Genomic DNA, 18,730 nt, shown 5'->3' on the forward strand with positions numbered 1-18,730 from the left:
TTACGTGCCCTTCGACAGCGAACGGGGGTATGTGTGGGTCATGCCAAGCACTCACGAACGCCTGCCGGACAACCCGGCGGGCTGGGCCACGGATCCCGGCGCGCTCGTCTACGGCCTCGACCTCTCACGGTTCGCGGACAGCGACGGCGACGGGTTCGGCGACCTTGCCGGCGCCATGGACCATCTCGACCATGTGGCCTCCCTCGGCGTCACCTGGATCTGGCTGCTGCCGTTCTACCCGAGCGAGCGGAGGGACAACGGCTACGACGTGGACGACCACCTGGCCGTCGACCCGCGCTTCGGCGACCTGGACGACCTCCGCGCGTTCCTCGCCCATGCCCACGATCACGGCATCCGCGTGCTGATCGACGCCGTGCCGCACCACACCTCCGACCGCCACCCGTGGTTCCTCGCGGCGCGGGAGGACACCGACGGCCGCGCAGGGAAGTTCTTCGTCTGGAGCGACGACGACTCGACCGAGCCGGGCGACCATCCGATGTTCCCCGGCGAGGAGGAGACCGTCTGGACCTTCGACGAGCAGGCCGGACGCTACTACCACCACCAGTTCTATTCTTTCCAGCCCGACATCAACGCCACCGACCCGGACGTCTTCGAGGAGATCGTCCAGCTCCTGACCTTCTGGCTCGGCGTCGGCGTGGACGGCTTCCGGATCGACGCCGCGCTGCTGCTCGTGCAGGGAAAGGGGAGGCCGGACACGGATGTGGACGACGCCGTGTTCTTCGACCGGCTGCGGGCGCGGCTGCGGGAGATCCGCCCGGACGTCGCGCTGATCGCCGAGGCATCCGAGCCCCCGGAGGCCATGGCGTCGCTCATCGAGAACGACCGGTTCGACGCGGTCATCGACTTCAGCCTCAACAACGCCACCTTCCTCGGCCTGGCGCGCGAGCGGGCGCAGCCGATCGTCGACGCGCTGAGCCGCCTCGACCACAGCATCCCGGCGGACTCCCGGCTCAACTTCATCCGAAACGCCGACGAGGCCGACCTGTCGCTGCTCAGCGACGACGAACGCCAGGAGGTGTTCGCGCGCTTCGCCCCGGACGAGGACGCCCTGATCTACGGCCGCGGCATCCGCAGCGGCTGGGCGCCGATGCTCCAGCCCGCCGCCCGCGTGCGGATGACGCTGAGCCTCCTGCACGCGCTCCCCGGCGTCCCACTGTTGCAGGCCGGGCAGGAGCTCGGCCAGGGCGACGATCTGAGGGTCAGGGGTCGCGGCGCCGCCCGCACGACCATGCAGTGGGACGACTCCGCGTGGGGCGGCTTCACGGCGGCCTCCGTGTCGCCGTTGACACTCGGCGCGCAGGTGGACGGCCCGTTCGGCTTCCGCACGGTCAACGCGCGGGCGCAGGAGGACGACGACGGTTCGCTGCTGACGCTCGCCCGCGAGTTGGCCCGGGTGCGCCGCGAGGCCCACGCCGGCGCCGCCGGCTGGACGACGGTGGACGCGGGCGACCCCGCCGTCCTCGCCCTGCGGCGCGACGGCCTCCTCACCCTGCACAACCTCTCCGGCCGGGAGGCGACGGTGGCGATCGGTGACGGGCACCACGCGGCGCTGGCGGACGGCTGGGACGGCCGGACGCTCGCCCCCTACGGGTTCGCCTGGCTCGACTGACCCCGCTCCGGTCGCGCCCGCTTCAGGTAGCTCCGCGACCGCGCCACCTGGTGCTCCAGCGCGTCCACCGTCTGGGACATGCTCGTGATGGCCTGCCCGCGGTACACGTCGATGCCGTCCATCGTCGCGAACACGTCGTCGAAGGCGCGCTGCAGCACCTGCGCGTCGACGGCGGAGGTGGTCTGCTCCTTCTGGATCTGCTCGGTCTGGTCGCGCAGCACCTCGCCGGTGCGGCCGATCAGGGCGTTCGTGCTCTGGTGGAGCGCGCCGAGCTGGTCGATGACGAGGCGCTGGTTCTCCAGGGCCTGCGCCACGACGACGGCGGTGCGCAGCGCGGAGACCGTGGTGGTCTTGGCCCGTTCGACGCCCTTGATCAGCTCGACGTTGTTCTTCTTGATGACGTCGAGGGCCAGGTACGCCTGCACGGACACCGCGATCTGGGTGGTCAGGTCCTGGCGGCGCTGGCGGATCGGGAAGAGCGCCTCCTTCTCCAGCGTCGCCGCCCGCACCGGGTCGGTGAGGCGGAGGTCGTCGGCGCGCTCCACGGTCGCACGGTCGAGCGCGGCGGCCAGCGTGACGTACTCGTTCAGCCGCTCGGTCGTCTTCCAGAGCGCCGTGCGCTCGTTCTCGATCTCCTCGTTGTCGCGGCGCAGCCACTCCTCGCCGTGGTCGAGGGAGACCACGATCTGGTCGAGCTGCTTCTGCGCCGACTCGAACCGCTCGACGTACTTGCGGAGGCGGCGGCCGCCGGGCATCCGCGCCAGCATCCGGTAGCTCTTGCTGGTGTGCTGCGGATCGAAGTCGCTCACCGTCGCCCGGAGCGCCTGGAGGGTGCGCAGGACGCCGTACTGCGGGTCGGTCCGGACCGCCTTGCCGCGCGCCGCCGCCAGCGCTGTGGCCGGGCGGCTCAGCAGCTGCCGGGAGGCGTCGCTCGACTCCCGCATCTCCGCGTCGCCGAGGCGGGAGAAGCCGGTGATCTTGCGGCGGAACGCCTCGCTGCCCGGGTCGGCGGCAGCCAGGTCGCGGATCCACTCGCGCGCCCGGGACTCCAACTCGGCCTCCCGCTGCGGCGAGACGCTCATCATGCCCATCGCGCGCTCGTCGGGAAGCTCCGGCACCGCCTCGGGCGGCTGCAGCTCGTCTCCCTGACCCGCATCCATGTCGTTCTCCTCCCACCAGGACCGCAACCCCTCCAGGGTAGGCCGCGCACCTGCGTGAACGGTAAGGTCTGCCGGATGAGCCCGCTGGCAGCCTCCCCGTCCCGGTGGGATACTCGCCGCATGGGCAGCACCACCACCGACCGCGCGTCCTTCTTCGACGGGCTCGCCGCCGAGTTCCTCCAGCATTACACGCGCGGGCCGCGCTTCATCGCGGTCACGGGTGTGGCCGGCGCCGACCTCCCCGCGGCGGCGGACGCGCTCGCTGAGGCCCTGCGCGCGTCGGGACAGGAGGCCGAGCGCACCCACGCGACGGCGCACATCACCCCCGACAGCCTCCGCAGCGAGGTCGTGACACCGTTCCGCACCGCGTCGCCGGAGGGCGTCCTCGTCGTCGACGGCCCCGGCCTGCTCGGCGAGACTCTGCGCGGGTTCTGGAACTTCTCGGTCTGGATCGAGCACGACCCGGAGCGCGACGCAGACTGGTCGTTCGTCGCCACGGGACGCAAGGACCCGCTGGGCGCACCGCGCGAGGTCGCCTCCGTGCTGTTCGACGACGCCGACCCGGAGCGGCCGCGGCGGCTGTTCGCGGACTCCTGCTGACCTCCGCGACCGGCTGACCTCCTAGCGCGGCCGGTCGAAGCGCGCCCCCACCGGGTTCGGCGGCAGCGCGGTGAGCACGAGCAGCACCACCCAGCCGAACGGCGCGAACGAGATGAAGTACAGCGGCCCGGCCAGGTTCGCGTCGTGCAGGCGGCGCCAGACCAGGGCCAGGTGCGGCACCAGGGTCGCGAACACCCACACGATCCACACGGCCAGCAGCACCCAGAAGAGCGGGCCGACGGCGCGCGTGGAGCCGGTCATCCCGAGGCTCCCGCTGAGCCGGCCGATCACGACGACGAACGTCCAGTAGACGATCGCCAGGAGCACGTCGAACAGGAAGAACCACCAGTACTCGCTGCGGCTCGCCCGGCCGGTGAAGTCGGCGTACTTGGTGAAGAACCGGCGGATCGCGTCCCCCATGTTCGCGCTGTAGAGCGGCGCCCAGAGCGGGGCGGCTGGTGGCGTCGACATCGGGTCCTCCTCCCGTGGGGTACGAGTACAGGATGCGACGGCGCGCCGTCCGGCGCACCAGCGTCCTTCGCGCTGAGGGACGACAGCGACACGACTCGCCGCTCAATCGAGCGCCGTGCCCAGTCCGGGGGCCGTCCCGGGTTAGAGTTGGCCGCTGGGGGGACCGCCGCATCGAACGGATCGAGACCCCCGCATGCCACGTCAGGAGCGCGCCGAGCGCAGCCGCGCCAGCATCCTCGAGGCTGCCGCGGACGAGTTCGACCAGCACGGCTACGCCGGAGCCCGGCTGGAGCGGATCGTCGAGCGCACCGGGCTCACCAAGGGCGCGGTGTACTTCCACTTCCGGTCGAAGCTCGACCTGGCGAAGGCCCTGGTCGTGGAGAAGTACGGCAACTGGCCGGCGATCGTCTCCGAGGTCGACGCGAGCGGCCTGCGCGGCGTGGCGGCTGCCGCCGAGCTGACCAGGAGGGTCGGCGCCGTGTTCGCGTCGGACGTGCGGGTGCGCGCGGCGATGGCGCTCTCGCAGACCATCCTCCCGCCCGGTCCGGACGCCGACCCCTACGACCACTGGGTGGGCGTCGTCGCCGGCTACCTCGAACAGGAGCCGTCGCTGCCCCAGGGACTCACGCCCCGCGAGGTCGCGGTGGTGGCGGTTCAAGGCTTCTTCGGCGCCTACATGATCGCGGCCGAACGCGGCCGCCTCGACGAGCTCCCCGCCGACATCGACCGCCTCTGGAGCGTGCTGGGCTTCCTCGCCGCCGCGTAACCACCCCCACGCCCCCACCCGCCGAGGGGCACGTCGTTGTCGCTTCCGGGCGTCGAAAACGACACCAACGTGCCCTTCGATGGAGGGCGCCGCCTCAAAGCGCCGTGAGCTCCTCGCGCACGAAGCGCGCGAACTGCTCCGCCGCCGCCGGCTGCGACCGGGTGCGGTTGCGGGCGATCCCGATCACCCGCTCCGCCTCGTCGGCGAGCGGGACCGCCACGATCCCCGGCTCCACGGGCGTATCCGGGATGAGCGCGACGCCCACGCCGTCGCGCACCAGCGCCCGCAATGTCGACAGCTCGGTGACTTCGATCACCGGCGCCAGCACCTCGCCGTGCGCGGCGAAGTAGGCGTCTGCGATCGTCCGCAGTCCAGAGCCGGGACGCAGCGCCACGAGCTCGGCCGCCGACAGGTCCGCGAAGGAGGCCTCTGTGCGCGCGGCGAGGGGATGCCCCTCCGGCACGCCGAGCACCAGCCGCTCCGCGGTCAGCGGCACCCACTCGATTTCGGCGTCGCGCGGGTCGGGGCTGAGGAAGGCCAGGTCGGCCGAGCCCTCGCGCAGCGCGTCGAGCACGGTGTCCGCGGTCCCGCCGCGCAGGGCGAAGCGGATGTCCGGGAACAGGCTGCGGTACTCGCTGACCACGCGCGGCAGCAGCCAGCTCCCGAACGACGAGACGTAGGCCAGGGAGACGATCCCGGCGGCCGGGTCACGCAGGGCGTCGATGCGGGCGCGTGCGGTCTCCAGCTCCGCCTCGGCCCGGGATGCGTGGGCCAGCAGGATCTCGCCGTACTGGTTGAGCTCCAGGTGCCCGCGGCGCCGGTCGAACAGTTCGACGCCGGCCTCGGCCTCCAGCCGGGCGAGGGAGCGCGAGAGGGTCGACTGCGAGACCCCGAGCGTCTCGGCGGCCAGCGCCAGATGGCCCTCCGTCGCCAGCGCCCGGAAGTGGGCGATCTCGTCGATCCGCATGCACACCATCATGGCCCACCCGGGCCGGCCCCGCCGCGGGAGGCGCGGGCCGTCCCCCGGACGAGTGCTCAAATGAGCGGTCTACCCCTGTTCGAGTTTTCTGTACGTTCACTCACAAGACAGTGCGCGGTTCTCCGCCATCCCTAAGGTGACCGCGGGCTCGAACGAGTTCCCCCCTTCCGATCGAGGAGAGAAATGTCAACCAGACTGCGCACTTTGTGGCGCGCTGCCACCGCCGTGGCGGTCGGAGCAGGCCTCGCCGCCGGCTCCCTCGCCGCGACGCCGGCCTTCGCCAGCACAGACGGCACCGGTGTCGTCATCAACGAGGCGTACCTGTCCGGCGGCAGCGCCGGAGCCGCCTACGCCAACAAGTTCGTCGAGCTCTACAACCCGGGCACCCAGCCCGTCGCGCTGACCGGGTGGAGCGTGCAGTACCGCTCCGCGACCGGGACGGGCGCGGCGAACGGCGTCGTCCCGCTGAGCGGCACCATCGCCGCGAAGGGCTACTACCTCGTCGCCGGGTCCTCCAACGGCACGGCCGGCGCCGCGCTCCCGACGCCCGACGCCGCGAGCAACGGGCTCAACCCATCCGGCGCCTCCGGCACCCTCATCCTGGCGAAGTCGGCCACTGCGGTGACCCTCCCGACCGGCTCCGTCACCGGCAACGCGACCGTCGCCGACCTGATCGGCTACGGCACCTCGAACACCTTCGAAGGCTCGAAGACAGCGACGGCCCCGAGTGGCAACACGGATGTGAAGTCTCTCAACCGGACGGCCTTCACGGACACCGACGACAACGCCGCGGACCTCTCGTTGAGCGCGACGATCACCCCGCAGAACACCGCGTCGGCCACCGATCCGGGGAACCCGGGCGACGGCGGAGGCACCGACCCCGGCACCGGGACCGACCCCGGTCCGCCCGGGACGATCGCCATCTCCGACATCCAGGGCACCGGTGACACCAGCCCGAAGGCCGGCCAGACGGTCAGCACCGTCGGCGTCGTCACCGCGGCCTACCCGACCGGAGGCTTCAACGGCTTCTACCTGCAGACCCCGGGCACGGGCGGCGCGATCGACCTCGCGACCCACACCGCGTCCGACGCCCTCTTCGTCTTCGGCTCCTCCGCCGCCTCCGGCGTCGCCGTGGGCGACTACGTGCAGGTGACGGGCGCCGTCAGCGAGTACAACGGCCTCACCGAGCTCACCGCGACGAAGGTCGACAAGCTCGACAAGAGCACCGCCACCGCACCCACCCCCGCGACCGTCGGCCTCCCGACCACCGACGCGCAGCGCGAGAGCCTGGAGGGGATGCTGATCGCACCGCAGGGCGCCTTCACCGTCACCGACGTCTACTCGGCCAACCAGTACGGCGAGATCGGCCTCGCGGCCGGCGACAAGCCGCTGGTCCAGGCGACCGAGACCGCCCGTCCCGGCAGCGCGGCGTACACCGCGGCCCTCGCCGACAACAAGGCCCGCTCGGTCACCCTCGACGACGGAGCCTCGACCAACTTCCTCAGCTCGGCGAACAAGTCCAAGCCGCTGCCGTACCTGTCGCTGACCAGCCCGGTCCGCGTCGGCGCGCCGGTCACGTTCACCACGCCGGTCATCCTCGACTACCGCAACGACGCCTGGAAGTTCCAGCCGACCACCGAGCTCACGCCGGCGAACGCGGCCACCGTCCAGCCCGTCACCTTCGGGAACACCCGCACTGCGGCCCCGGCCAACGTGGGAGGCGACCTCCGCCTCGCGACGTTCAACGTGCTGAACTACTTCCCGACCACCGGCGACCAGCTCACCGGCTGCACGTTCTACACCGACCGCGACGGCAACAAGATCACCGTCAACTCCGGCTGCGACGCCCGCGGCGCCGCCGACGCGACCAGCCTGAAGCGCCAGCAGGACAAGATCGTCGCCGCGATCAACGCCCTCACCGCCGACGTGGTCTCGCTGGAGGAGATCGAGAACTCGGCGCGCTTCGGCCTGAACCGTGACGACGCGCTGAAGACCCTGGTCTCCGCGCTCAACGCCGCGGCCGGCAGCGACGTCTGGGCGTTCGTGCCCTCCCCGTCGAAGCTCCCGGCCTCGGAGGACGTCATCCGCACGGCCTTCATCTACAAGAAGGCCGTCGCCGCTCCGGTCGGCGAATCGAAGATCCTCGACGACGCGGCGTTCTCGAACGCCCGTCAGCCGCTCGCCCAGGCCTTCAAGAAGGTCGGCGCGCAGGACTCGTCGGCGTTCATCGCGATCGTCAACCACTTCAAGTCGAAGGGCTCCGGAACCGGCGCCGACGCCGACCAGGGCGACGGGCAGGGCGCGTCCAACGCCTCCCGCGTCAAGCAGGCCACCGCCCTCGTCGCGTTCGCGAACGAGCGCAAGGCCACGCTCGGCTCCGACAAGGTGCTCCTGATCGGCGACTTCAACGCCTACCTCAACGAGGACCCGATCAAGGTCCTGACCGACGCCGGCTACATCGACCAGGTCAGCACCCGCACCACGAAGGCGACCTACTCCTTCGGCGGGACGGTCGGCTCGCTCGACCATGTCCTCGCCTCGCCCGCGGCCAACGCGGCGATCACCGGCGCGGACGTCTGGAACATCAACTCCGTCGAGTCGGTGGCCCTGGAGTACAGCCGCTACAACTACAACGTCACCAACTTCTATGAGGCGGGCCCGTACCGCTCCAGCGACCACGACCCGGTCGTGATCGGCCTGGGCCTGAAGGCCGCCCCGGTGACGCTCAGCCTGCTGAACATCAACGACTTCCACGGTCGGATCGACAGCAACACGGTGAAGTTCGCCGGCACCGTCGAGAAGCTGCGCGCCGAGGGCGGCGAGGGCAACACCCTCTTCCTCTCCGCGGGCGACAACATCGGCGCCTCCCTGTTCGCCTCGGCCTCGGCCGGCGACGTCCCGACCATCGACGTGCTGAACGCGCTCGACCTGAAGACGAGCGCCGTGGGCAACCACGAGTTCGACAAGGGCTTCGCCGACCTCACCGGCCGGGTGAAGGACGCCGCGACGTTCGGCTACCTGGGCGCGAACGTCTACCAGAAGGGCACGAAGGCCCCGGCGCTGCCGGAGTACCAGGTGTTCACCGTCGACGGCCTGAAGGTCGGCGTCATCGGCGCCGTCACGCAGGAGACCCCGACCCTGGTCTCGCCCGGCGGCGTCTCGACGCTCGACTTCGGCGACCCGGTGGAGGCCGTGAACCGCGTGGCGGGCCAGCTCACCGACGGCGACCCCGCCAACGGCGAGGCCGACGTCATCGTGGCCGAGTACCACGAGGGCGCGGGCTTCGGCACGCCGGACGGTGCGACGCTCGACCAGGAGGTCGCGGCCGGCGGAGCCTTCGCCGACATCGTGACCAAGACCAGCGCGAAGGTCTCCGCGATCTTCACCGGCCACACCCACAAGCAGTACGCGTGGGAGGGCCCGGTCCCGGGTGTCGCGGGCGCGACCCGTCCGATCGTCCAGACCGGCAGCTACGGCGAGAACATCGGCCAGATCACGCTGACCGTGGACGGCGACACCAAGCAGGTCACCGGCCACACCGACCGCAACGTGGCGCGCACCACGGACAGCGACGCGAGCCTCGTCGCCGCCTACCCGCGGGTCGCCACCGTGAAGACGATCGTCGACAAGGCGCTCGCCGACGCGGCGGTCATCGGCAACCAAAAGGTCGGCTCGGTCACCTCCGACATCACCACGGCGTACATCAACGGCGCCCGCGACGACCGGATGAGCGAGTCCACCCTGGGCAACCTCGTCGCCGACTCGCTGCTGTCGACCCTGTCGCCCGCCCAACTCGGCGGCGCCGAGATCGGCGTGGTGAACCCGGGCGGCCTCCGCGCCGAGCTGCTGTACGGCACGGACGGATCGGTCACCTACGCGCAGGCGAACGCCGTGCTGCCGTTCGTGAACAACCTGTGGACGACCTCCCTCACCGGAGCGCAGTTCAAGCAGGCGCTCGAACAGCAGTGGCAGCGGAACGCCGACGGCACCGTGCCGAGCCGGCCGTTCCTCAACCTGGGCCTGTCGAAGAACGTCAGCTACGCGTACGACGCCACCCGGCCGGAGGGCGACCGCATCACGAGCATCCTCGTGAACGGCGCGCCCATCGACCCCGCGAAGTCGTACCGGATCGGCACGTTCTCGTTCCTCGCGCAGGGCGGCGACAACTTCCGGGCGTTCGCGGCCGGAACCGACACGCGCGACTCGGGTCTCATCGACCGGGACGCCTGGATCGGCTACATCTCCGCGCACAGCCCGCTGTCGCCGAGCTTCGCCCGCCGCGGCGTGTCCGTCACGGACGTGCCGACGACGACGCTGACGCGCGGCCAGCAGGTGAGCTTCGGAGTGCAGAAGCTGAACCTGACCAGCCTCGGCAGCCCGGCGAACACCTCGCTGGAGCTGAGCTGGGGCGGCTCGGCGGTCATCGGTAGCGTGCCGGTGGACGCCGCGGGCAACGCGACCGTGACCTTCACGGTCCCGGCCTCGGCCGCCGGCGCGAGCACCCTGGTGCTCACCGCGAAGGAGTCCGGCACGACCGTGCGCATCCCGCTCACGGTGGAGGCCGCCCCGACCGACGGCAAGCCCACGACCGATCCCAAGGCCGCTCCGGCGTCCGCGTTGACCAAGGCCCTCCAGGGCAAGGTCGGCTTCAAGGACAAGGCCTACCACGCGGGCGACCCGATCGACCTCACCCTCGGCACGAAGTACGCCGGTCAGTGGGTCTCGGTCTGGATCTCCGGCAAGCCTGTCGGGGACGGCTGGATCCAGGTCCCGGCGGACGGCGTCCTGCACCTGACGGTGCCGAACCCGCTCGCCAAGGGCGACTACACCCTGTCGGCGCAGGACAGCGCCGGCGCGGTGATCGGCTGGAACGACCTGAAGATGTCCAACGGCAAGGCCGTGGGGCACCAGCAATAAGGTCCTGACACACGACGACCGCCGGGCGCGCACGCTGCGCCCGGCGGTCGCTTGTCTCCGGGACTCTCAGCGTGTAAAAAATCATTGACACGGTGTCGCGCTCGCTTTACACTCGCCATGTACACAATCTTTGACATGGAGGTGCGAGGTGTCCTTCGACGAGAAGAACGCGTGGGCCTACCTGGTCGTCGCCGTCCTCGGCTATGCGACCTATCTGATCCTGCTCGCGGTCAACGGCCCCGGCGACTACGTGCCGCTGCTGATCTGGACGGTCGTCGGCTCGATCGTGGCCAATATCGTCGCGCGGATCGCCATCTCCACCGCGAACCCGCGGGAGGCCGACAAGCGCGACCAGCGCGACCGCGAGATCAAGGTCTTCGGTGAGCGGGTCGGCAAGGCGTTCGTCATCGCCGGCGCCCTGGCGGCGCTCGTGCTGGCGCTGTTCCAGGGCCCGTGGTTCTGGATCGCCAACGCGGTCTACGCGGCCTTCGTGCTGTCCGCGGTCGTCGGCTCGATCGCGTCGCTGGTCGCCTACCGCAGGGGGCTGCCGGCATGGTGAAGCCCACCCGCGTGACCAACAGCATCCGTGCCCTCCGCTTCGGCGCGGGGGAGATGACCCAGGCCGAGCTCGCGGACCGCGTCGGCGTCACCCGCCAGACGATCATCGCCATCGAGCAGGGCCGGTACTCGCCGTCCCTGGAGACGGCCTTCCAGCTCGCGCGGGTGTTCGGGGTCCCGCTCGACGACGTCTTCCAGTACCCCGAGGAGTGAGGGAATCATGGCCACCACGATGCGCGCCGTCGTCCAGGACGCCTACGGCACCACCGCTGCGCTGCGCGTGGAGGACGTCCCCGTCCCGTCGATCGGCCCGGCCGACGTGCTCGTGCGCGTCGAGGCGGCCGGGATCGACGCGGGCACCTGGCACCTCACCACCGGCCGCCCGTACCTGATGCGCCTGATGGGCTTCGGGATGCGCCGCCCGTCGTCGCGCGTGCGCGGCGCCGCCTTCGCGGGGGTTGTGGAGGCCGTCGGAGCCGACGTCGACGACCTCCGGGCCGGCGACGCGGTGTTCGGCTCGGCCGCCGGCGCCCTCGCCGAGCGGGTGTGCGCCCCGCGTGCCGCGGTGGTCCCGATCCCTGCCGGCCTCGGCTTCGCGGAGGCCGCAGCCATACCGATCTCAGCGGTGACGGCGCTCCAGGCGCTGGCCGCGGCGGACGTGGGGGAGGGCGACCGCGTGCTGGTGCTGGGCGCGGCCGGCGGCGTCGGCCACTTCGCCGTGCAGCTCGCCGCCGCCCGCGGCGCCGAGGTGACGGGGGTGTGCAGCGGCCCGAAGACCGCGCTCGTCCGCGAGCTGGGCGCCGCGGACGCGATCGACTACACGACCACCGACCCGCTCGGCCTCGGCCGGGTCTGGGACGCGATCATCGACACCGCGGGCAACCGCCCGCTGCGCGCACTGCGGGCGAGCCTCGCCCCGGAGGGCGCGCTCGTCCTGGTCGGCGGGGAGGCCGGCGGCAGCATCCTCGGCGGCACCGAACGCATCGCGGCGGCCGGCCTGAGGAACACGACCTCCCGCCAGCGCCTGGTCGGCCTGATGGCGCGCGAACACCAGGAGGACCTGATCGAACTCGCCCGCCTCTACGGTGAGGGCGCCTTCCGTCCGGTCATCGACACCACGTATCCGCTGGAGCGGACGGGCGAGGCGATCGACCACGTCGGTGCGGGGCGAGCGCGTGGGAAGGTCGTGGTGGTGCTGTAGGTCAGAACGCGGGGATGTGCAGCCCTGAGACGACCGCGTCTCTCCGCAGGATGATGCTGCCGAACCGTGAATGCGTCCGGCACCAGCGCGCGACGTCCGAACTCAGGTAGCCCAGGATCGACAGCAGCAATTCGTGATCGTAGGCGAGGTCTCGGTTGAAGATCGGCTCATGGTGGGCCACGCGATTACGCAATTTGCGTAGACGCTCCAGCGCGGTGTGCAGGTCGCGCCGACGGCCGGCGTAATGCGGGAAGGCGCTGTCGAGCTTCGCCGCCTCCCAGAGCCGAGCGTGATAGCGATTTCCGAGGAGTCCGATCCAGAAGCCGAATCCGAGTTCGGCCACGACATGACCCGGGGTGAACTCGCCCGGCCTCGACCGGAAGAGGTGCCGATGGGCTGATCGGACGACGGCGAGGTCGGATTCGTGAAGCTGCGCGGAATCCCACCAGGCCCGTGTGCCGAAGTGCTCGACCAATCGGTCGTTCAGGGCATTCCTCAGGCAGACCTCTGCGAGGTGGAAGCCGCCCCAGAGGCTCGCCGAGACTTCGATGTTCCACGAGTAGAGCCGGATGGCTTCGGCAGGCGTGGTCGTGGCCGACAGATAGGTCTGGAATCGCGGACCGCCGATCAATGACGCAACGCCACCGCGCCAGATCGACTCGTGAGGTTGTGACATCAGTGGAGCTTTCCGGTAAGCTTTTCTACGTAAGCCCCGGACGAGACACGAAAGTGTCGCCGCGCCGGGGCATTTATCATTCTGGGCGGCGATCGAGCGCCTTCGCAGGGCCAGACGCGAAGTTGTGGATAACTCGCGACTCCTCACACCTCGAAGTACAACTCCGTATGCAGCTTGCACCCCGGATTGAACCCCGCCCCGCACTCCGGGCACGAGTCGGCCTCCAGGTAATCCGCGATGGTCAGCGTCGCCTTGCACACCCCGCACAGCACCGCCCGCTCGCCGCGCTCCGCGACCGGCCACTGCCGCGCCGGATGCCCGGCGGTCTCCGCATGGCACGCATGGCACGGGTAGAACTCGCCGCAGCACGCGAACCGGATCGCGATCACGTCGAGCGGTGTCCGGTAGTGGATGCAGCGCGTCTGGTCGTCCACCGTGGGGCCGAGCACGCGCGGGCCGCCGCTCATCGCACGCCTCGTGCCGTCAACGCGTCGCCCAGCTCGTCCGCGTGCTTGAACGCCATCACCAGGAACGGCACCGCGAACGCCCGCAGTCCGGCCCTGGCGCCCCGTGCGCGCTGAGCGTCCCTGACGTCGCGCGCCAGCCCCGCGAGCACCGGCACCGTGCTGAGCGTCACCGTCAGCAGCAGCGCCGTCCGCGCCGGGTCGACCCGCAGGGCCGCGAGGGGTCGGAGGCCGCGCTCGACGGCGTCCAGGAGGTCGGCGACCCGCGTGGTGAGGACCAGCAACGCGGCGAGCACGACCGCGGACGTCACGCGCGCGGTGTTCGCGACCGCGGGCTCCGGGCCGAGGAAGAGGAGCTGGCCGCCGAGGGTGATCACGATCACCCAGCGTACGGCGAGCACCTGACGGGCGAGCTCGCGCATCCCGAGCGCCCCGTCGCCGAGGCCCGCGAGCGCGTACGCGACCACCGGCAGCCCCGCGGCGACGGCGGCCGCGACCCAGGTGGAGGGCAGCAGCGACACCGCGAGCACCGCCGCGAGAACCAGCAGCAGCTTGGGGCCGGCCGGCATCCGGTGCAGCGGTCCCGTCCCCGGGCGGTAGAGGGTCAGCACGGGAGGCTCCCCTCGGCGAGCAGACGCTCGTACGCCGCCACCACGTCCCCCGGCGAGCCGATCGTGGCCACCGTGCCGCCGGCGAAGAGCACGGCGGTGTCGCAGCGGGCGGCCAGCGCCAGGTCGTGCGTGACCAGGACGAGCCGGTGGTCGGCGTCCTCCAGCAGGTGGTCGGAGACGCGGCGGGCGTTGCGGGCGTCCAGGTAGGCGGTCGGCTCGTCCGCGATCACCAGCTCCGGCCGCCGCACGAACGCGCCGCACAGCGCGAGGAGCTGCTTCTGGCCACCGGACAGGTCGTGGGAGGGCCGGTCCGCCAGCTCGGTCAGCCCGAAGCGGTCGAGGGCGTCGGCGACGCGCGCCGCCGTTTCCTCCCGCCCGATCCGGTCGGCACGGAGCGAGAAGGCGACGTCCTCCGCGACGGTCGGCATGATGATCTGCGCGTCCGGGTTGCTGAAGACGACCGCGATCCGTCGCCGCAGCTCGGCGGCCTGGCGGGCGGGGTCGAGCCCGAGGACGCGCAGCTCGCCGGCGGAGGCCGCGACCAGTCCGCCGAGGAGGCGCGCGAAGGTCGACTTCCCCGACCCGTTCTCGCCGATCACGGCGATGGTGCGGGCGTCGAGGTCGAGGGTGACGTCGTGGAGGACGTCGACGTCGCCGAGGCGGACCCCGACGCCGTCGAGACGGAGGGCGCTCATCGCACCACCTCGAACACCGCGGCCACGCCCAGCCCGCCGCCGACCGACGCCGCGGCGACCCCGAGCGTCCCCGCCGGCGCCCCGCCGCGCACGAGCCGGCTGAACAGCCGCACCACGGCCACCGCCCCGCTCGCACCCCACGGGTGGCCGAGCGCCAGCGCGCCGCCGTCGGCGCAGACGCGCGGGTCGTCCTCCGCGACACCGATGCGCTCCAGCACCGCGATGCTCTGCGACGCGAACGCCTCCACCAGCTCGAACGCGGCGACCTCCTGCGCGGTGACGCCCGACTGCGCGAGCGCGGCGAGGATCGCCGGCGCCGCGCCGATCCCGGGCAGTGCAGGGTCGCACCCCACGACCGCGCCCGCCCGCACGGCGAGCCCGGGCGCAGCACCCGCCGGGGCCACGACGACCGCGGCAGCGCCGTCGCCGATCCGGGTGGAGGTCCCGGCCGTGAGCGCGCCGCCGGGGAACAGCGCGGGCAGCCGGGGGAGCAGCCGCTCTGCCCCGCCGATCGCGTCGTCCCGGTCGAGCCCGGCCAGGGGCACCAGCTCGTCCGCGAACCGCCCGCCCGCCAGCGCGGCGCGCGCCCGCTCGTGGCTGCGCGCGGCGTGCGCGTCGAGCCGCGACCGCGGGATGCCGTCGCGGGCGGCCAGATCCTCCGCAGCCTGGACCATATCGGGGTCGGGGAAGCCCTCCGGCGCGAACGGCGCCCGCTCGTAGGCGACCCCGTCGACCGAGCGGACGGGCGCGGTGGAGGCGCTCTCCACACCGCCCGCGAGCCGCGGCCTCCGGTCGCCCGCCCGGATCGCGCTGGCGGCGTCGAGGATCGCGGCCAGCCCGCTGCCGCACTGCCGGTCGACGGTGCCGCCGGGGATCGCGGGGTCCAGCCCCGCGGCGAGGGCCGCGACGCGGGCCGGATTGCCGCCGGGGCCCATGCAGTTGCCGAGCAGGACGTCCGCGACGTCGATCGGCGCGCCCGTCGCGGTCGCCGCGTCAGCCAGGGCCGCGCGGAGCACCGGGGCGGCCAGCTCCTCAACGCGCAGGCGCGCGAGGGCACGCCCGCGGGTGCCGATGGGGGTGCGGCGTGCCGCGACGATGACGGGGGGCTCAGCGTTCAATCGCCCGCACCTCTCCCTCCAGCACCCGCCGCACGGCCTCCGCACGCGCCGGCTTCCCGGTCGCGGTCCGCGGCAGCTCAGCAGCGTACCAGCGACGCGGACGGTGGGCAGGCGCGAGGCGTTCGGCGGCAGCCGCCCGCAGCTCGGCCAGCGGTGGGAGACTCCCGTCGGGCTCCACGAGCGCGGCGACGAGCGCGCCGACACGGCCGGTCGGGAGGCCGAACACCACCGCGTCCCGCACGCCGGGCACCGAGCGCAGCGCTGCCTCCACCTCGTCCGGCACGATCGTGGCGGACGCGCTGAGGATCGCGTCGTCCGCGCGGCCCAGAAGGCGGATGCGCTCGCCGCCGTCCGCCGCGCGCACGAGCTCTGCGCGGTCGCCGACCGTCGCCCAGGCCCCGTCACGACGCAGCGGGCCGGGCGCGCCGGCGTAGCCGCGGGCCACGTACGCCGAGCGCACCCACAGCTCGCCGTCGCGCACGCGCACCTCGACGCCCGGGAACGGCACCAGCCCGTCGCCGTGGTCGAGGGCCACGAAGGACAACTCCGCCGCTCCGTAGTAGGCGGTCACGCGCATCCCCTCCGCCTCGGCCCTCGCCCGGAGTGCGGGGTCGAGGTGCGAGCCGCCGACCAGCGCGGCCCGGATGCCGGACGCAACGCCCGACTCCAGCAGCCGGCGCAGCGACTCCGGGGTGCCGTGGAAGCAGTCGGCCGCGCCGCCGTCGAGCACCGCCCGCGGGCCGCCGTCGAGCGCGTGCGCGAGCGAGAACAGCGTCAGCGACGACGATGCGGGCGCCGGGAGGGCGACCGCCCGGCCGCCGCCCAGCAACTCCGCCACCGCGGCGAACGACGACGCCCACGATACGTGGCTGCGCAGGACGATCCGCGGCGTCCCGCTGCTGCCGGAGGTCAGCGTCGCCCAGCCGATCCGGTCGGACCCGCCCGCGCCCTCCAGGTCGGCGCGCGACGCCGCGTCCACGGCCGCGGCCCGGTGCGAAGCCGGACTCCGGCCGTCGATCACGAGCGGGACGTCGCCGGCCGACCGTGCCTCCCGGAGCAGCTCCAGGAGGGCGGGGTCGTCGTCGCGCAGCGGGACGATCGGACTCATGCGGCGGAAACGTCGTCCCGACGGCGAGCGGGAGCCCAGGTGCGCCGGAAGGCCCGCGGGTACGCGCGGACCAGCGTCGCCACGATCGCGGTCGCGAGCACCGCCTTGATGAGGTCGCCCGGCAGGAAGCCGAGGCTGAGGAACGCGGTCTGGCCGAGCGGCAGCCGCATGACGAAGCTCTGCACGGGGATGCCGAACGCGTACACGACGCCGATGCCGCCCACCACGACACCGACGAACGTGCGCCAGACGACGGGCTTGCGGTTGCCCGCGTGGACGATGAGGCCGATGACGGCGGCGCCGACGATCCAGCCCACCAGGTAGCCGGCCGAGGCTCCGACGAACACGCCGAGACCGCCGCGTCCGCCGGCCAGGAGAGGGAGCCCGGCGGCGACGAGGGCGAGCAGCACGGCCATCGAGAGTGCGCCGAGCCACGGCCCGAGCAGCGCGCCGGCCAGCATGACGCCGAGCGTCTGCGCCGTGATCGGCACAGCGCCGAACACCGTGAAGCCGCCGGGGAGGCCGAGCACGGCGACGATCGCGGCGACGACGGCGACGCGCGCGATGTCGGTCGCGTCGAGACCGCGGCGGGTGGGGCGGACAGCAGCGGGCCGGGAGGCCGCGCTCTCGGCCGTCGCGGGAGTGGCGGGGGTGGTGCGGGGGGAGTCGGTCATCGGGTTTCCTTCACCTGAACACTGTTCACCTGAACAGCGTTCACTATAGTGAAACCGTGACCGGAAACGAAAGCGCACGCAGACACAGCCGCGACGACGTGGCCGAGACGGCCCTGCGCATCCTCGACGACTACGGCCTCCCCGACCTCACCATGCGCCGCCTCGCCGCCGCGCTCGACGTGCAGCCCAGCGCGCTCTACTGGCACTTCCCGAACAAGCAGACCCTCCTGGCCGAGCTCGCCGACCGTATCGTCGGGCGCGCCGCCGTCACCCCTGCCGACGCCTCCTGGCCCGACCGGGTGCGCGCCGAGGCCGCCGCCCTCCGCGACGCGCTGCTCGCCTACCGCGACGGCGCGGAGGTGGTCGCCAGCACCGCCGCGCTCGGACTGGGCGCCGCCCCGGCCCAGCAACGCCTGGAGGCCGCCGTCCGCTCGGGAGGCTTCGACGCTGAGACCGCCGCCCGCGCCGCCACCGCGCTCCTGCACTTCGTGCTCGGTCACGTCTCCCACGAGCAGCAGCGGATGCAGTTCGACAGCATCGGCGTGCTCGCGACGGGGGAGGCCGCCGACCCGCTCGACGAGGGCGACTCCGCCGCCGCCTTCGCGTTCGGGGTGGGGCTCCTCGTGGGCGGCCTCCAGCGCCTCGCACCCGACGGGGACGCCCCGGAGAGCGCGGGGGTTAGTCGCTCCCGAACGTGACCTTCCACCCGCCGACCACGTTGGTCGCCAGGTTGAACAGCGCCGCGAAGATCGCGCCGAGCGAGGACACGACGATGACCTCCAGCAGCGACACCACGAGCGTGAACATCATCACGTTGCCGAAGGTCAGCCCGGCGACGAGGGCGGCGCCCTGCGCGCCCGCGATGCTCTCCAGGAACGTCGTCATCGAGCCGACCGCCCCGACCTTGTCGAGCACCGACCAGCCGAGCAGGGTGAGCACGACGGTCACGGCCGCCAGCACGATGCTGATCAGGAACGACATCTTCAGCGCGGACCAGAAGTCGATGTAGACGAGGCGCATCGTCGCGCGCTTCTTCTGCTTCGTCCGTGCCGACATCGGCGACCTCCCCGGTGGTGCTGCTCTCGACCCGCTCGCGCGGATC

General features: G+C 72.3%; 19 protein-coding genes. 8 read left to right on the plus strand and 11 right to left on the minus strand.

The annotated features are described in order from the left end of the window. Positions 1–40 precede the first annotated feature (40 nt). Positions 41–1,630, plus strand: a complete 1,590-nt coding sequence (locus ABCS02_RS02160; RefSeq protein ID WP_345833970.1) for an alpha-amylase family glycosyl hydrolase — start codon at positions 41–43, stop codon at positions 1,628–1,630. On the opposite strand, the gene ABCS02_RS02165 is transcribed toward ABCS02_RS02160, so the two are convergent. Further along, positions 1,606–2,790 (minus strand): toxic anion resistance protein, encoded by a 1,185-nt coding sequence (locus ABCS02_RS02165; protein ID WP_345833971.1) that lies wholly within the window; start codon positions 2,788–2,790, stop codon positions 1,606–1,608. The two genes, ABCS02_RS02160 and ABCS02_RS02165, sit on opposite strands and share 25 nt — an antisense overlap. Before the next feature lie 120 nt (positions 2,791–2,910). Here ABCS02_RS02165 and ABCS02_RS02170 point away from each other — a divergent pair, with 120 nt between their 5' ends. Further along, positions 2,911–3,390: a hypothetical protein gene (locus tag ABCS02_RS02170; RefSeq protein WP_345833972.1), complete on the plus strand. Its 480-nt coding sequence runs from the start codon at positions 2,911–2,913 to the stop codon at positions 3,388–3,390. A gap of 21 nt (positions 3,391–3,411) precedes the next feature. Here the strand turns inward: ABCS02_RS02170 and ABCS02_RS02175 are convergent, their stop codons facing one another. Continuing rightward, positions 3,412–3,861, minus strand: coding sequence for a DUF805 domain-containing protein (locus tag ABCS02_RS02175; RefSeq protein WP_345833973.1), 450 nt, complete (start codon positions 3,859–3,861; stop codon positions 3,412–3,414). Between the two features lie 193 nt (positions 3,862–4,054). Here ABCS02_RS02175 and ABCS02_RS02180 point away from each other — a divergent pair, with 193 nt between their 5' ends. Further along, positions 4,055–4,627 carry a helix-turn-helix domain-containing protein gene (locus tag ABCS02_RS02180; RefSeq protein ID WP_345833974.1) on the plus strand — a complete coding sequence of 191 codons (573 nt, stop codon included), beginning with the start codon at positions 4,055–4,057 and terminating at the stop codon, positions 4,625–4,627. Between the two features lie 94 nt (positions 4,628–4,721). On the opposite strand, the gene ABCS02_RS02185 is transcribed toward ABCS02_RS02180, so the two are convergent. Next, entirely contained in the window at positions 4,722–5,594 is an 873-nt protein-coding gene (locus ABCS02_RS02185; protein ID WP_345833975.1) for a LysR substrate-binding domain-containing protein, read from the minus strand. A 195-nt stretch (positions 5,595–5,789) separates the two neighbouring features. Between ABCS02_RS02185 and ABCS02_RS02190 the strand changes: the two genes are divergently transcribed. The 4 genes from ABCS02_RS02190 to ABCS02_RS02205 all read left to right on the plus strand — a co-directional run bounded on the left by ABCS02_RS02190 (position 5,790) and on the right by ABCS02_RS02205 (position 12,282). Then, the gene (locus ABCS02_RS02190) at positions 5,790–10,523 is read left to right on the plus strand and encodes an ExeM/NucH family extracellular endonuclease (RefSeq protein ID WP_345833976.1); all 4,734 of its coding nucleotides are present in this window, start codon (positions 5,790–5,792) and stop codon (positions 10,521–10,523) included. A 148-nt stretch (positions 10,524–10,671) separates the two neighbouring features. Beyond that, a complete protein-coding gene (locus ABCS02_RS02195; protein WP_345833977.1) occupies positions 10,672–11,082 on the plus strand; it encodes a hypothetical protein in 411 nt (136 codons plus the stop codon). Next, on the plus strand, positions 11,076–11,294 hold the full coding sequence (locus ABCS02_RS02200) for a helix-turn-helix transcriptional regulator (RefSeq protein ID WP_345833978.1): 219 nt from the start codon (positions 11,076–11,078) through the stop codon (positions 11,292–11,294). The genes ABCS02_RS02195 and ABCS02_RS02200 overlap by 7 nt, the downstream gene beginning before the upstream one ends. Before the next feature lie 7 nt (positions 11,295–11,301). After that, complete coding sequence (locus tag ABCS02_RS02205; RefSeq protein WP_345833979.1) at positions 11,302–12,282, plus strand: NAD(P)-dependent alcohol dehydrogenase; 981 nt, start codon at positions 11,302–11,304, stop codon at positions 12,280–12,282. Position 12,283: 1 nt separating this feature from the next. Here ABCS02_RS02205 and ABCS02_RS02210 read toward each other — a convergent pair whose 3' ends face one another. The 7 genes from ABCS02_RS02210 to ABCS02_RS02240 form a co-directional block, all read right to left on the minus strand. Then, on the minus strand, positions 12,284–12,958 hold the full coding sequence (locus tag ABCS02_RS02210; protein WP_345833980.1) for a hypothetical protein: 675 nt from the start codon (positions 12,956–12,958) through the stop codon (positions 12,284–12,286). A gap of 143 nt (positions 12,959–13,101) precedes the next feature. Next, on the minus strand, positions 13,102–13,425 hold the full coding sequence (locus ABCS02_RS02215) for a CHY zinc finger protein (RefSeq protein WP_345833981.1): 324 nt from the start codon (positions 13,423–13,425) through the stop codon (positions 13,102–13,104). Continuing rightward, positions 13,422–14,033, minus strand: coding sequence for an energy-coupling factor transporter transmembrane protein EcfT (locus ABCS02_RS02220; RefSeq protein ID WP_345833982.1), 612 nt, complete (start codon positions 14,031–14,033; stop codon positions 13,422–13,424). The genes ABCS02_RS02215 and ABCS02_RS02220 overlap by 4 nt, the downstream gene beginning before the upstream one ends. Continuing rightward, complete coding sequence (locus ABCS02_RS02225) at positions 14,027–14,728, minus strand: ABC transporter ATP-binding protein (RefSeq protein ID WP_345833983.1); 702 nt, start codon at positions 14,726–14,728, stop codon at positions 14,027–14,029. Before ABCS02_RS02225 ends, ABCS02_RS02220 begins: the two co-directional genes overlap by 7 nt. After that, positions 14,725–15,846, minus strand: coding sequence for a thiolase family protein (locus ABCS02_RS02230; protein WP_345833984.1), 1,122 nt, complete (start codon positions 15,844–15,846; stop codon positions 14,725–14,727). The genes ABCS02_RS02225 and ABCS02_RS02230 overlap by 4 nt, the downstream gene beginning before the upstream one ends. Next, positions 15,836–16,954 carry an AMP-binding protein gene (locus tag ABCS02_RS02235; protein WP_345833985.1) on the minus strand — a complete coding sequence of 373 codons (1,119 nt, stop codon included), beginning with the start codon at positions 16,952–16,954 and terminating at the stop codon, positions 15,836–15,838. The genes ABCS02_RS02230 and ABCS02_RS02235 overlap by 11 nt, the downstream gene beginning before the upstream one ends. After that, positions 16,951–17,628, minus strand: a complete 678-nt coding sequence (locus tag ABCS02_RS02240) for a biotin transporter BioY (protein ID WP_345833986.1) — start codon at positions 17,626–17,628, stop codon at positions 16,951–16,953. The genes ABCS02_RS02235 and ABCS02_RS02240 overlap by 4 nt, the downstream gene beginning before the upstream one ends. A gap of 56 nt (positions 17,629–17,684) precedes the next feature. Between ABCS02_RS02240 and ABCS02_RS02245 the strand changes: the two genes are divergently transcribed. Next, on the plus strand, positions 17,685–18,326 hold the full coding sequence (locus ABCS02_RS02245; protein WP_345833987.1) for a TetR/AcrR family transcriptional regulator C-terminal domain-containing protein: 642 nt from the start codon (positions 17,685–17,687) through the stop codon (positions 18,324–18,326). Here the strand turns inward: ABCS02_RS02245 and ABCS02_RS02250 are convergent. Continuing rightward, the gene (locus tag ABCS02_RS02250; RefSeq protein ID WP_345833988.1) at positions 18,307–18,684 is read right to left on the minus strand and encodes a DUF3566 domain-containing protein; all 378 of its coding nucleotides are present in this window, start codon (positions 18,682–18,684) and stop codon (positions 18,307–18,309) included. The genes ABCS02_RS02245 and ABCS02_RS02250 overlap by 20 nt on opposite strands. Between the last annotated feature and the right edge of the window lie 46 nt (positions 18,685–18,730).

The organism is Microbacterium sp. X-17 (genome assembly GCF_039615055.1).